Origin of the sequence: Novosphingobium sp. SG707 (genome assembly GCF_012275515.1) — a bacterium.
Lineage (GTDB): Bacteria > Pseudomonadota > Alphaproteobacteria > Sphingomonadales > Sphingomonadaceae > Novosphingobium.
In genome coordinates this window covers 315,815-328,323 of record NZ_JAAZQL010000003.1, presented here as the reverse complement: position 1 = coordinate 328,323, position 12,509 = coordinate 315,815, and the positions used below count along the sequence as shown (strand labels likewise).

13 protein-coding genes and 1 tRNA gene are annotated in these 12,509 nt (G+C 64.3%); 12 read left to right on the top strand and 2 right to left on the bottom strand.

Features of this window, described 5'->3' with window-relative positions:
• The first annotated feature begins 134 nt into the window (after positions 1–134).
• The 6 genes from rpe to FHW92_RS10245 all read left to right on the top strand — a co-directional run bounded on the left by rpe (position 135) and on the right by FHW92_RS10245 (position 6,148).
• Positions 135–797, top strand: coding sequence for a ribulose-phosphate 3-epimerase (rpe, locus tag FHW92_RS10270; protein ID WP_168603162.1), 663 nt, complete (start codon positions 135–137; stop codon positions 795–797).
• 3 nt (positions 798–800) lie between these two features.
• Complete coding sequence (locus FHW92_RS10265) at positions 801–2,675, top strand: heparinase II/III family protein (RefSeq protein WP_168603161.1); 1,875 nt, start codon at positions 801–803, stop codon at positions 2,673–2,675.
• 342 nt (positions 2,676–3,017) lie between these two features.
• A complete protein-coding gene (purH, locus tag FHW92_RS10260; RefSeq protein WP_168603160.1) occupies positions 3,018–4,592 on the top strand; it encodes a bifunctional phosphoribosylaminoimidazolecarboxamide formyltransferase/IMP cyclohydrolase in 1,575 nt (524 codons plus the stop codon).
• Positions 4,593–4,771: 179 nt separating this feature from the next.
• Positions 4,772–4,930: a hypothetical protein gene (locus FHW92_RS25520; protein ID WP_210428442.1), complete on the top strand. Its 159-nt coding sequence runs from the start codon at positions 4,772–4,774 to the stop codon at positions 4,928–4,930.
• 2 nt (positions 4,931–4,932) lie between these two features.
• The gene (gene msrA, locus FHW92_RS10250) at positions 4,933–5,622 is read left to right on the top strand and encodes a peptide-methionine (S)-S-oxide reductase MsrA (protein WP_168603158.1); all 690 of its coding nucleotides are present in this window, start codon (positions 4,933–4,935) and stop codon (positions 5,620–5,622) included.
• Between the two features lie 19 nt (positions 5,623–5,641).
• The gene (locus FHW92_RS10245) at positions 5,642–6,148 is read left to right on the top strand and encodes a transcriptional repressor (RefSeq protein ID WP_168603157.1); all 507 of its coding nucleotides are present in this window, start codon (positions 5,642–5,644) and stop codon (positions 6,146–6,148) included.
• A 258-nt stretch (positions 6,149–6,406) separates the two neighbouring features.
• Here the strand turns inward: FHW92_RS10245 and FHW92_RS10240 are convergent, their stop codons facing one another.
• Together FHW92_RS10240 and FHW92_RS10235 are read right to left on the bottom strand one after the other, a co-directional pair.
• Positions 6,407–7,093 carry an NnrU family protein gene (locus tag FHW92_RS10240; RefSeq protein WP_168603156.1) on the bottom strand — a complete coding sequence of 229 codons (687 nt, stop codon included), beginning with the start codon at positions 7,091–7,093 and terminating at the stop codon, positions 6,407–6,409.
• 16 nt (positions 7,094–7,109) lie between these two features.
• Positions 7,110–8,894, bottom strand: coding sequence for a peptide MFS transporter (locus FHW92_RS10235; RefSeq protein WP_246870051.1), 1,785 nt, complete (start codon positions 8,892–8,894; stop codon positions 7,110–7,112).
• A gap of 105 nt (positions 8,895–8,999) precedes the next feature.
• Here FHW92_RS10235 and FHW92_RS10230 point away from each other — a divergent pair, with 105 nt between their 5' ends.
• The 6 genes from FHW92_RS10230 to FHW92_RS10205 all read left to right on the top strand — a co-directional run bounded on the left by FHW92_RS10230 (position 9,000) and on the right by FHW92_RS10205 (position 12,409).
• Positions 9,000–9,353, top strand: a complete 354-nt coding sequence (locus FHW92_RS10230; RefSeq protein ID WP_168603154.1) for a GntR family transcriptional regulator — start codon at positions 9,000–9,002, stop codon at positions 9,351–9,353.
• A gap of 188 nt (positions 9,354–9,541) precedes the next feature.
• On the top strand, positions 9,542–9,820 hold the full coding sequence (locus FHW92_RS10225; RefSeq protein WP_168603153.1) for an integration host factor subunit beta: 279 nt from the start codon (positions 9,542–9,544) through the stop codon (positions 9,818–9,820).
• Between the two features lie 142 nt (positions 9,821–9,962).
• Positions 9,963–10,047: transfer RNA gene (locus FHW92_RS10220), tRNA-Leu, on the top strand.
• 102 nt (positions 10,048–10,149) lie between these two features.
• Positions 10,150–11,328: a glycosyltransferase family 2 protein gene (locus FHW92_RS10215; RefSeq protein WP_349237670.1), complete on the top strand. Its 1,179-nt coding sequence runs from the start codon at positions 10,150–10,152 to the stop codon at positions 11,326–11,328.
• A complete protein-coding gene (locus FHW92_RS10210; RefSeq protein ID WP_168603151.1) occupies positions 11,328–12,026 on the top strand; it encodes a class I SAM-dependent methyltransferase in 699 nt (232 codons plus the stop codon). Before FHW92_RS10215 ends, FHW92_RS10210 begins: the two co-directional genes overlap by 1 nt.
• Positions 12,023–12,409, top strand: a complete 387-nt coding sequence (locus FHW92_RS10205) for a GtrA family protein (RefSeq protein ID WP_168603150.1) — start codon at positions 12,023–12,025, stop codon at positions 12,407–12,409. Before FHW92_RS10210 ends, FHW92_RS10205 begins: the two co-directional genes overlap by 4 nt.
• Positions 12,410–12,509 lie beyond the last annotated feature (100 nt).

Below are 12,509 nucleotides of genomic sequence, written 5' to 3'. Positions count from 1 at the left end.
CGCATAAATCCGCAGCTTTTGCCTGCACCAAGCCGCCCGGCGGCGATAAGTGTGTGGAAAATGGAGAACTACGTGCTTGTGACTGCGCGAATCATGGCGTTTATCGCCGCATCAACATGTGTGGAACTGGTGTGATGAGCTTGCCTCTGATTGCCCCTTCGATCCTTTCCGCCGATTTTTCCCGGCTGGGCGAGGAAGTGCGCGCGATTGACGCGGCAGGCGCCGACTGGATCCACGTTGACGTCATGGACGGCCATTTCGTGCCCAACATCACCATCGGGCCGATGGTGGTCAAGGCGCTGCGCCCCCATACGAAGAAGATCTTCGATGTCCACCTGATGATCCAGCCGATCGATCCCTATATTCAGGCCTTTGCCGATGCGGGCGCCGACATCATCACCTTCCACCCCGAGGCCGGGCCCCACAGCCACCGCACGGTGCAGGCGATCCATGCCGCAGGATGCAAGGCGGGCGTCTCGCTCAACCCGGCCACGCCTGCCAAGATGCTCGACTATCTGATCGATGACATCGATCTGGTGCTGGTGATGAGCGTCAATCCCGGCTTTGGCGGACAGAAGTTCATTTCCAGCCAGCTTCGCAAGATCGAGGCGATCCGCAAGATGATCGACAAGACCGGGCGCGAGATCCATCTGGAGGTGGATGGCGGCATTGACACCACCACCGCGCCGCTGGCCATTTCGGCCGGGGCCAATGCTCTGGTGGCGGGCACGGCCACATTCCGGGGCGGGCCGGATCACTATGCCGCGAATATCGCGGCGCTCAAAGGATTGGGCTGAACCATGAACCTGGATATGTCTGCACAAGGCAAGCCCCGCAAGGCGGGGAAGGGCAAGGGGCAGGCTATCCCATTACCGACGTTGGACGACGGTGAAGGCGTCGAAAACAACGAAGCGTCAGCGCAGGTGGTCGAACCGGGCCGCGCGCTCGCGCTCGCCGATTTCACGCCGCCTTCGCTGGGCGCGGGTGAGCGACTGATCCGGCTGGCCTATCGCATCGGCGTTCCGGGGCAGGTGCTGACCGCTCCTTTCCGCAAGCCCGCGCGGCCCAAATTGCTGGCCACGGTGACGAATCCGCTGGCGGGCGATAAAACGGCGGGGGCGGCGCTGCGCTCCGGGCATTTTCTCGTCCATGGGCTGAAACAGCCGATTGCCCAGCTCGATCTGGCCGGGGCGGGGCGGTTGGCGCCGCCGCTCGAACGGCTGGTGCATGGGTTTCACTGGCTGGCCGATCTGGAGGCGGCGGGGCCGCGCGAACAGGTCTCGCCGGTGGCCGAACGGATTTTGGCCGCATGGCTGATGGCCAATCCCAAGCCGCCCTCGCGCCCCGGCAAGGGGCCCGCGTGGACGGTGGCCTATACGGGCGCGCGGCTGCTCGGCTGGCTGGTCCATGCGCCGCTGCTGCTCTCGGGCGGCGACAAGACGCTGCGGGTGCAGACGCTGGGGGCGATGGCCGATCATGCGCGCTGGCTGGACCGCCATGTGGCCAAGGGCGAGGATACGCTGGCGCAGGTGGCGGGCTGGTGCGCGATTGTCGCGGCCGGGCTGCTGCTGCCCGATGGCCGCCCGCGCAGGCTCTATGGTGAGGCGGGGCTGATCGCCTCGCTGGGCGAATTGCTGGGCGATGACGGCGGCTGCATGGCGCGCAGCCCGCTGGGCCAGATGGAGGCGATTGCGCTCCTGGTGCAATTGATCGCCTGCTATCGCGCTACGCGGCGCGAACCGCCCGCCGCGCTCGAATCGATCCTCTCGCTGATGGTGCCGCCCTTGCTGGCGCTGACCCATGGCGATGGCGCCTTGGGCAGTTGGCAGGGCGGATGGGCGGTCTCGGCCTCGGACGTTTCCTCGCTGATCGCGGCCACGGGGGTGCGCACGCGGCCCCTGCGCGAAGTGCGCCAATGGGGCTATCAGCGCGTGGTGGCGGGCAAGAGCGTGATGCAGTTCGACGCCGCGCCCCCGCCGCTGACGCGCCACGCGCGCAATGGCTGCGCTTCGACGCTGGCCTTTGAGCTAAGCCATGCCGGACAGCGCGTGATCGTCAATTGCGGCGGCGGCGCGGCGGCGGGCGGCCTGATGCCGGTGCGGCTGGATCAGGGGCTGCGCGCCACGGCGGCCCATTCGACGCTGGTGCTCGACGATGCCAATTCGACCGCGGTGCTGATCAACGGCGGGCTTGGCTCGGGCGTGGCCGAGGTCGAGGTGGACCGCCGCAGTATCGAGGGCGAGCGCAACGGCACATCCGGGCGCACATGGGGCGCCACCCGCCTTGAGGCCAGCCACGATGGCTATGCCGGGCGCTATGGCCTGACCCATCGCCGCATCCTGATCTTGCGCGACGACGGGACCGAATTGCGCGGCGAGGATCTGCTCGTCCCCACCGGACGCAAGGGCAAGCGCGGCATGGTCTCCTATGCGCTGCGCTTCCACCTCGGCCCCGGCGTCGAGGTCGGCCTGTCCGAGGACAAACAAGGCGTGGGCATGGCGCTGCCTGACGGCTCCTACTGGCAATTCCGCAGCGGCGGGGGCGAAATCGCCATCGAGGAATCGATCTGGGCCGATGGGCAGGGGCGCCCGGTGCCGGTGCAGCAATTGGTGATTCAGGGGATGGTGTCGCGGGGGGGCGGGAGCTTTTCTTGGATTTTGAAGAAGATGGGGTGATTTTTGCCTCCGGCGGGCAAAGGGACTCGGTCCCTTTGCGATCCCGTTAATGGGGTGGCGTAAGGTTTGCGGGGGGGTGGGGTGATCTGCGAAGCGGATTGGATTTAATGCCTGCGGCGCTTTGGTGCTGCTTGGCGCCGCAGGCTTAAAAATTCTAACGCTGCGTCCGACACTTGCCGCCGAACCCATGGCGCAACGAAGACAGTAACGGGAGCGCGAGGGTCTGGACCCTCGCATTCAATCCTTCCTTCCTGATCAAAAAATCCCCCCTTCACCCTTCCCAAAACCGCCAAAATCCTTAAGGGCCGCGCCAAACACGCAGCTTCACAGGACACACCACCCATGACTGACACTGTCACCATTCGCCGGGCTTTGCTCTCTGTTTCGGACAAGACGGGCCTTGTTGATCTGGGCAAGGCGCTGGCCGCCAAGGGTGTCGAGCTGGTTTCGACCGGCGGCACGGCCAAGGCGCTGCGCGACGCGGGTCTGAATGTGAAGGACATTTCGGAACTGACCGGCTTTCCTGAAATGATGGACGGTCGCGTCAAGACGCTGCACCCCAAGGTTCACGGCGGCCTGCTGGCCGTGCGCGACAATGCCGAGCATGTGGCCAGCATGAACGAGCATGCGATCGGCGCGATTGATCTGGTGGTGGTCAACCTCTATCCCTTCGTTCAGACGGTGGCCAAGGGCGGCACGCGCGAAGAGATCATCGAAAACATCGACATCGGCGGCCCCTCGATGGTGCGCAGCGCGGCCAAGAACCACGATTTCGTCGCCATCGTCACCGATCCGGCCGATTATGCCATCGTCGCCAATGGCGAAACCACGCTGGCCCAGCGCCGCAAGTTTGCCGCCAAGGCCTATGCCCTGACCGCCGCCTATGATGGCGCGATCAGCCAGTGGTTCGCCACTGTCGATCAGGGCGAGACTTTCCCCGAAACCATCGCCATCACCGGCGCGCGCGTGTCGGAACTGCGCTATGGCGAAAACCCGCATCAGGCCGCCGCGCTCTACATTCCGCATGGCGCCAAGGAAAAGGGTCTGGCCCAGGCCGTGCAGGTTCAGGGCAAGGAACTGAGCTATAACAATTACAACGATGCCGATGCCGCGCTCGAACTGTTGGCCGAATTCAAGGATGCCGATCCCACCGTGGTGATCGTCAAGCACGCCAACCCCTGCGGCGTCGCCACGGCGGCAACGCTGGTCGAGGCCTATGAGGCGGCGTTCAAGTGCGACAGCGTTTCGGCCTTTGGCGGCATCATCGCCGTCAACCGCCCGCTCGACGGCCCGACCGCCGAAGCGATCAGCGGCATCTTTACCGAAGTGGTCGTGGCGCCCGACGCCAATGACGATGCCAAGGCGGTGTTTGCCAAAAAGAAGAACCTGCGCCTGCTGCTGATCGGCGAAATCCCCGATGCCAAGCGCGGCGGTCTGATCGCCAAGCCGATTGCGGGCGGTCTGCTGGTCCAGAACCGCGACAATGGCGCCATCAGCCTTGATGACCTCAAGGTCGTGACCCAGCGCCAGCCCAGCGAGCAGGAATTGAAGGACGCGCTCTTCGCCTGGACCGTGGCCAAGCATGTGAAGTCGAACGCCATCGTCTATGCCAAGGAAGGCGTGACCGCCGGGATCGGCGCGGGCCAGATGAACCGCCGCGATTCGAGCCGCATCGCCGCCGCCAAGGCCGCTGAAGCCGCCGAAACCCATGGCTTTGCCGAAACGCGCACCAAGGGCAGCGCGGTGGCCTCGGACGCGTTCTTCCCCTTTGCCGACGGCCTGCTGGCCGCGGTCGAGGCTGGCGCGACCATGGTGATCCAGCCGGGCGGTTCGATGCGTGACGATGAGGTCATCAAGGCCGCCGATGAAGCGGGTCTTGCCATGGTCTTCACCGGCATGCGCCACTTCCGCCATTGATCGGCGCATTAAACGCTTGATCTGATGCAATGCTGCAACGCCCCACCGCGTTGCAGCATTTCGTCGTATACGGCCGCCATTTTATCGCGGCGTTGCGCAAGGTTCAGGCGGGATGGTCTAGACATTCCGGGAATCATCCCCATCTGGCTGCCCGACAGTCAATTTCCCGGACTCTTCTGATGCGCCTCTTGAACCGCGATTTGTTTCGCTCTTTCGCTATTGGCTTTGCGCTGGGGGGCGCTCTGATTGTTGCAGTGATGTCCACCGGGCCCGGCGGTCTGACCGGCCTTGTGGGGCAGGCGATCGCCGCCCCGGCCACCGCTCCGGCCAACCAGTAGCCATGGCGCGGGGCTTTCTCTTTGCCCTGCCTTTCGCGATGGCGCTGCTGGTGTCGGTGGCCGCGTGCCAGAACGCTGATGCGGCCAACACCCACACGACGGTCGCCCCCGCGGCGTCTGCCCTGGCGCAGGAAACACCCGGCCTGAAACAGGCGGTGTTTGCCGGTGGCTGCTTCTGGGGCGTCGAGGCGGTGTTCAGCCATGTGAAGGGCGTGACCAGCGCGGTCTCGGGCTATCACGGCGGGGCGGCCAATACCGCGCATTATGACGATGTGGGCCAGGGCAACACCGGCCATGCCGAAGCGGTGCGCGTCACCTATGACCCGGCGCAGGTGCGCTATGATGAACTGCTGCGCATCTTCTTCTCGGTCATCATCGACCCCACGCAGGCCAATGGCCAAGGCCCCGACATCGGCCCGCAATATCGCAGCGCGCTGATCCCCGTCGGTCCCGAACAGGACAAGGTTGCCCGCGCCTATCTGGCCCAGATCGCCGCATCGGGCCTGTGGCATGGCCGCATCGCCACCAAAATCGAACCTCTGCGCCAATTCTATCCGGCCGAAAAATACCATCAGGATTTCGCGGCCCTCAACCCCACCCACCCCTATATCGCCTATTGGGACGTGCCCAAAGTGGCCGCGCTCAAACAGATGTTCCCGGGCGATTATAAGGCTGATTTCACCCGCAACTGATTTGGGCTATAGGTGCGCCATGAGCGCTACGCATGATCACGTCCAACAACACGCCCACGAGCATCCCCGCCACCGCGAATACAGCGGAGAGGGCCTTGTCATCGCCGCCCGCAACGCGCTGGAAACCGCCGGCGAGCAATGGACCGAAATGCGCGGCGATGTGTTCGACGCCCTTGCCGGACACGCCAAGCCCGCCAGCGCCTATGACATTGCCGAGGCCGTTTCCAAGGCCCGCGACAAGCGTGTGGCAGCCAACAGCGTCTATCGCATCCTCGACCTCTTTGTGCGGACGAATCTGGCCCGGCGAGTCGAAAGCGCCAACGCCTATATCGCCAACCCCCACCCCGGTTGCCGCCACGACTGCATCTTCCTCATCTGCGATGGATGCGGAAAGGCGGTGCATATCGACGATGACCGCCTGACCGGGGCGCTGATTCAGGCTGCGCGTGAGGCCGGGTTTGCCGATGTGCGGCCGGTGGTGGAATTGCGCGGGATGTGTGGGGAGTGTTCTTCGGGCGCGGAGTGAAGGGTTTTAAGGTGCCTCCGGCGGGCAAAGGGACTCGGTCCCTTTGCAATCCCATTAATGGGGTGGGGCAGGATGGGCAGTGATGCGTTTGGGGTATGGTTTATATAGCCTGCGGCGCGGCTAGGTTGCGCTGATTGGCGCCGCAGGCTTTAAAAATCCCAACGCTGCGTTCGATACCTGATGCCGAACTCTTAGCGCCACGCCGACAGTAACGGGATTGCAAAGGGCCCCGCCCTTTGCCCGCCGGAGGCATAAACCTCACAAAACCCACCGCCAAACACCCGCCAACACATGATTGGCGTGGACATGCCCAAACGTGGCCCCCAGCCAGACCAACACACCGATCCCCCAGAGCAGAGGCGAAATCCGCGTCAACCCGGCCAAACGCGGCCAATAGGATGTCTGCGCGCTCCAGCTTTCCCATGCGACGCCCAGCAGCACCGCCTTTTTCCCATCCTGGAGCCGCGCGCCGATCAGGGCCAGCGCACCCATGGCCACCATCAGCACGAGGACGCGGGGCGTGGGGGCCACCAGAACATGCGCCAGCGCCCAGAGCGCGATGCCCCACATCATCGGGTGACGGGTGACGGCGAACACGCCCGTGGCGCGGGCAGCGGCGATTTTCTCGCCCGGCACTTGAGGCATGGCGGGATTGCCATGCAAGGACCCCAGCAGCAGCGTGATGCCGACCAGCGAGAGCAGGCTGGCGATGATCCAGAGCGCTTCGCCCGTGCCGTCCCAGAGCGGGGCGCCGCCCGGCCCGACGCTGCGAAAGGCGGCAATCGTCCAGCCCAGCGTGGCAAAGGACACCACCGAGTAGAGCCCCATAAAGCCCTTTTCCCCCAGCCGCGCGAGCAGCCCCGCGCGCCATGGGTGCGACATCAGCAGATGCGATCCGACAAAGGCCATCGCCCCGGTCAGCAGCCATGAAAACGCCTGATCCATCTCAGCTTACTCCAGCTCAACTCACCCCATGCATCAACTTCCTGATCGCCCCCGACAGCGCCAGCAGCACCAACCCCACGCCGATGGTCACGATCCCGATCTGGGTAAACACGCCGACATAGGTATCGAGGCTGAGCTTCAGATTGGTGACCTGTCCGCCCACGGTTTCCACCGTCGCCATTTGCGCCAGCAGGCCCGCGCCATATTGCCCCATGGCCAGCGAGAGATACCACGCCCCCATCATCAGTCCGACCACGCGCGCGATGGACAGTTTGGTGATCATCGACATGCCGACCGGCGAAATGCACAATTCGGCCACCGAATGGATCAGATACAGCCCCGCCAGCCAGCCCAGCCCGACCCGGTAATCGGCCCCGGCAAAATGCGTGCCCAGCACGAGGAACAGGAAGCCTGCGCCAACCCCGATCAGACCCATGCTGAACTTGATGGGAATCGAAGGCTCCCACCCACGCCGGGCCAGCACAGACCACAAAGCCCCCATGACCGGGGCCAAGGTGATGATGCCGATGGCGTTGAACTGCTGGGTGCCGGGCGCCGACATTTCGAACCATCCGAACACCGAGCGGTCGACGTTGCGGTCGGCAAAGAGCGTCAGCGAAGATCCCGCCTGTTCGAACAGGCTCCAGAACACGGTGTTGAACACCATCAGGATGATCGCGGCCAGCATCATCTCAAACTCGGCCCGGCTGCCCGCGCGCCAGGACCAGATCAGGATCGCGGGCAGGCTGAGGCCGAAGGTGGCGCAGAGCAATTTGCCCATCACCGGCAGGCCCATCAGATAGCCGACAAAGCCCGCGCCCGCCGTCGGGGCAGGAGCGTGCATCAGGTTGGTGAAGAGGAAATAGCAGGCCGGAATCGCCAGAATCGCCGCCGGATAGATCCAGAGCGCCGGATCACGCCCGGTGGTTGCGGGGGGCTCGCCCAATCCGCCGAGGCTGCGCTGGCTGTAATGCATCATCGCCCATGCGATCAGCATCACCGCCCCCGCCGAGGCCAGACCCGCCCCCCAGCCGAAATGGTCGGCCAGAATCGGGCAGGCCATTTGCCCCAGCCATGAGCCAAGGTTGATGCCCATGTAAAAGATGCTGAAACCGGCATCGCGCCGTTGATCGCCATCGGCATAGAGCAGGCCGACGATGGTGGCGATATTGGGTTTGAAGAAACCATTGCCCACTGCCACCGCTGAAAGCGCCATCAGCGTGATGGCCAGACGCAGCTCATCCCGGTCTGCGCCTTCCTTCAGCACGCCCGGCGCCAGATGGCGCGCCACTGAACCGTCGGGCGCGATCAGGTCGATGCTGCCGTCGTCTTGCCCCTTGATAAGCAGGGGGCGGCCATGGTCGATCACGGCGCGGGTCTCATTGGCCGCGCTGGTCGGCCCGTCGCGGTAATGCTCGACCACGATTTCGTGGCGTGCCCCGTCATATTCCGCCCATGGCCGCGCCGGAGAACCACCCAGCGCCAGCGCGAAATAGCCCGCCGCCATAATCAGCGCGCCGAATTTGACCGCCCGTTTCGACCCCAGATACTGATCCGCCAGCAGCCCCCCGATCAGCGGCGTCAGGTAAACCAGCGCGGTGTAGCCGCCATAGATCCCCGCCGAGACCCGGTCGCCCAGCAGGAAATGTTTGGTCAGGTAAAGCATGAGCAGGGCGCGCATGCCGTAATAGCCAAAGCGCTCCCACATCTCGATGGCGAACAGGCGGGCCAGCGGGCGCGGATGGCCCATCCATGTGGGGCCATTGGCGGGGGTTTGGGCCGCGTCGGAAGGTGTTGTCATGGGGGCGCAAATTAACATCGAAGTAAGCAAAGGAAAGCGCCAAGTTGCCTGCTGTCTGCGATGGTGGCGCTTGTGTGAGGCGCTGTATTATGGCAGTGATGCGCCATGACAGCCAGCACCCGCCCGGTCTATCTCAAGCTGCGCGACATGATCGCCGCGGCCATCATCGACGGCACCTATCCGGAAGGTTCGATGCTGCCGTCGGTGCGCGCACTGGCCGCCGAACAGGGCGCCAATCCGCTGACCGTGGCCAAGGCCTATCAGCAATTTCAGCTTGATGGATTGGTCGAGGTTCAGCGCGGCGTGGGCATGATGGTGGCCCCCGGCGCGCGGGCCTGGCTGCTTGATGCTGAAAAGACACGGTTTTTGCAGAATGAATGGCCCGAGGTGCTGGCGCGGATCGCCCGGCTTGGGCTGCGCGTTAACGACCTGTTGGGCGATACCGTCCCCTCCGCCTGAACCGCCGCGCCGGAACCATCGCTGGTCAAAGGCGCTCCACCGTATTGCACCTAGGGGCGCTATTGTACAAAGTCTTGAACTTCTGTACATAAAAGCTTCCGAGCCGGGCAAAAAGACTCGAGCCGGAGAGAGGTTGTTTGATCGGTCGGGCCATTGGAATGGGACCGCGGCCCAGAGGGGGTATATTCATGATCAGATCTGAATTGTTGCAGGCACTGGCCAAGGCTAACCCCGAATTGCGCACCGACGATGTGGAAAAGATCGTCGATGTGTTTTTCGATGAAATCGCCCAGCGTCTGGCCGAAGGCGGCCGGGTGGAACTGCGCGGGTTTGGCGCCTTTTCGACGCGCGAACGCGATCCGCGAAAGGGGCGCAATCCGCGCACCGGCGAAGCGGTGGACGTGCCGGGCAAGAAAGTGCCCTTCTTCAAGCCGGGCAAGGAAATGCGCGCCCGGCTCAATGTCTGAACGGGCATAATCGCCAAGTGATGTAAAAGGCGCAGGCTGTCCACGGGGGGGCAGGCCTGCGCTTTTTATTGGCGCGGCGCGGGCCGGCATCGGGCCCCCTTGCCGTTTGCCCGCCGATCTGCCAGAGCCGTGGTCCTGCCTTGCGGACGTGGCGGAATGGTAGACGCCAGGGACTTAAAATCCCTTGAGCTTTGCTCGTGCGGGTTCGAGTCCCGCCGTCCGTACCAGTGCAGATGCGCATATGGGGTCGGGGTGATGCGGTGAACGAGCAGGCAGGCGATCCGGCAGCGGGTGTCCCAGTAGCGGATGGGCCAACAGGCGACAGGGCCGTGGATGTTTCGATCATCATGCCCTGTCTCAACGAGATTCAGAGCCTGCCGCATTGCATCGCCAATGCCAAGGAGGCCGCCCACCGGATCGAGGTGGCCTATGGGCTGAAATCCGAGATCGTCATCGCCGACAATGGCAGCACCGACGGATCGCAGGCCTATGCCACGGCGCAGGGCGCGCGCGTGGTGGCGGTGCCCCGGCGCGGCTATGGCGCGGCGCTGATCGGCGGATGCGAAGGGGGCTATGGGCGTTTCCTGCTGATGGGCGACGCGGATGGCTCGTATGATTTCAACGATGGCGTGGCGATGATCGGCCAACTGGTCGACGGCGCGGACCTGTGCATGGGGTCGCGCTTTGCAGGCGGCATCGCCAAGGGCGCGATGCCATGGAAAAACCGCTATATCGGCAATCCGGTGCTGACGGGCATTTTGAACCTGTTTTACCGCAGCGGTATCGATGACGCCCATTGCGGCATCCGGGCCATTACGAAACGGGCGTTTGAAGAATGCGCGCTCTCCTCGACCGGCATGGAATTTGCCAGCGAGATGGTGATCAAGGCATCCCTGCGCGGGCTGCATATCGAACAGGTGCCGGCCAAGCTGCAGCCCGATCTGCGCGACCGGGCGCCGCATTTGCGCCCATGGCGCGATGGCTGGCGGCATTTGCGCTACTTGCTGATGCTTTCGCCCACATGGGTGTTCGGCGTGCCCGCGATGATCGCGATGCTGGCGGCGGTGGCGATTCTGGGCGTGGCGATGGGCTTTGACATGGGCTGGCTGGCGGGCAATCCGGTGGTGGGAGCGGGCTGGACGATTCTGGCCGGTTTCCTGCTGACGGTGGGCCATTTTGCCGCGATCATGGCCATGGCCACGCATTTCTATGGCGTGCGCACCGGCTATCGCGATTTGAACGGCTGGTTCGACCGGTTCAGCCCGATCCTGACGCTCGAACATGCGCTGGTGCTGGGGCTGGGGCTGATGGTGTTTTCGGGCGCGGCGCTGGCGGTGATCGGCATCAACTGGCGGGCGGGGGGCTATCTGCCGCTGCCCTCGGTGCTGCCGCTGGTGGTGGCCGCGGCGGCGGGCGCCATCGGGGTGCAGACCGCGCTGGGCGGGTTTTTGCTGGCGATCATCGCGGGCCATGATGCGGCCTTTGTGCCGGGTGAGGAAGATCTGTGATGCATGATGCGCGCCGCGTTTCGCCCTCGATGTGGCATACCGACTGGCTGCAGTTGGGGCCGCTGGCCAAGCTGATCCGGGCGCAGGCCGAGCGTTTGCCCAAGGGGGCCAGCATCGTCGATCTGGGCTGCGGGGATATGCCCTATGCCTCGCTGCTGCGCGGGCTGGGGCTGGATTATCGCCCGGCCGATATTGACGCGGACGCCGAGGCCAAGGGCAAATTGCCGATCGGGCCGGACGGGCGCGTGCCTCTGCCCGATCACAGCGTGGACGCGATCCTGTCGGCGCAGGTGTTCGAGCATGTGCCCGATCTGGACGCCTATTGCGCGGAAATCCGCCGTTTGCTGAAACCGGGCGGCACGCTGATCCTCTCCACCCATGGCAGCTGGTTTTATCACCCCCATCCCGAGGACCACCGCCGCTGGACCCGCACCGGCCTCGCGCTGGATCTGGAAACGCGCGGGATCGTGACCGAGGAAATGCACTCGATCTGCGGCCCTCTGGCCACCACGACGATGATCCGGCTGACCGCCTTTGCCTTTGTGCTGAAGAAAGTGCCGGTGGTCGGGCCGATCATCGCGGGCGCGCTGGCGGTGGTGATGAATGCGCGCGCGGTGGTCGAGGATGCGATCACCCCAGCCCAGATGCGCGATGACAATGCCTGCGTCTATCTCGTGCGGGCGCATGTCGCGGTATGAGTTTGCGTACCGGGCTGGCCTATGGCTTTGTCGCCGCCACCTGCCTTGCCCTGCATAATGGCGTGATGATCGCCACCGACTGGGCGATGCGAGGCGCGGGGCCGCTGGCCATCTCCAGCGTTGGTTTTGCCCTGTCCTTCATTGTCGTCTCGCTGGTGGGCTATGTGCTCCACTCGCACCTGACCTTTCGCGAGCCGATGAGCTTTGGGCGCTATGGTCGCTATGCTTTGGCCATGAGCACCAATACGCCGCTCGCCCTTGGCGTGACATGGGTGTTGCGCGGGCCGGTGGGGCTGGCTATGGTCTATGCCGCGCCTTTGGCCTCCTGTCTGATGGTGGGGATGAATTTTCTGCTCTCGCGGTGGGCGATTGTCCGGAAGTAGGTTTTGCCTCCGGCGGGCAAAGGGCGGGTGCCCTTTGCAATCCCATTTTGGGGTGGTGCCGGGTTGGCCAGCAAGGGGTTTAGCCCATCGTTGATAAAGC

Excerpts from the sequence above, each read along its gene's own strand:
- FHW92_RS10205 (WP_168603150.1), top strand. The coding sequence starts at position 12,023 with ATGAGTTTGCGTACCGGGCTGGCCTATGGCTTTGTCGCCGCCACCTGC.
- FHW92_RS10245 (WP_168603157.1), top strand. The coding sequence starts at position 5,642 with ATGAGCGCTACGCATGATCACGTCCAACAACACGCCCACGAGCATCCC.
- rpe (WP_168603162.1), top strand. The coding sequence starts at position 135 with ATGAGCTTGCCTCTGATTGCCCCTTCGATCCTTTCCGCCGATTTTTCC.
- FHW92_RS10225 (WP_168603153.1), top strand. The coding sequence starts at position 9,542 with ATGATCAGATCTGAATTGTTGCAGGCACTGGCCAAGGCTAACCCCGAA.
- FHW92_RS10210 (WP_168603151.1), top strand. The coding sequence starts at position 11,328 with ATGCATGATGCGCGCCGCGTTTCGCCCTCGATGTGGCATACCGACTGG.
- FHW92_RS10230 (WP_168603154.1), top strand. The coding sequence starts at position 9,000 with ATGACAGCCAGCACCCGCCCGGTCTATCTCAAGCTGCGCGACATGATC.
- FHW92_RS10240 (WP_168603156.1), bottom strand. The coding sequence starts at position 7,093 with ATGGATCAGGCGTTTTCATGGCTGCTGACCGGGGCGATGGCCTTTGTC.
- msrA (WP_168603158.1), top strand. The coding sequence starts at position 4,933 with ATGGCGCGGGGCTTTCTCTTTGCCCTGCCTTTCGCGATGGCGCTGCTG.
- FHW92_RS10265 (WP_168603161.1), top strand. The coding sequence starts at position 801 with ATGAACCTGGATATGTCTGCACAAGGCAAGCCCCGCAAGGCGGGGAAG.
- purH (WP_168603160.1), top strand. The coding sequence starts at position 3,018 with ATGACTGACACTGTCACCATTCGCCGGGCTTTGCTCTCTGTTTCGGAC.
- FHW92_RS25520 (WP_210428442.1), top strand. The coding sequence starts at position 4,772 with ATGCGCCTCTTGAACCGCGATTTGTTTCGCTCTTTCGCTATTGGCTTT.
- FHW92_RS10235 (WP_246870051.1), bottom strand. The coding sequence starts at position 8,894 with ATGACAACACCTTCCGACGCGGCCCAAACCCCCGCCAATGGCCCCACA.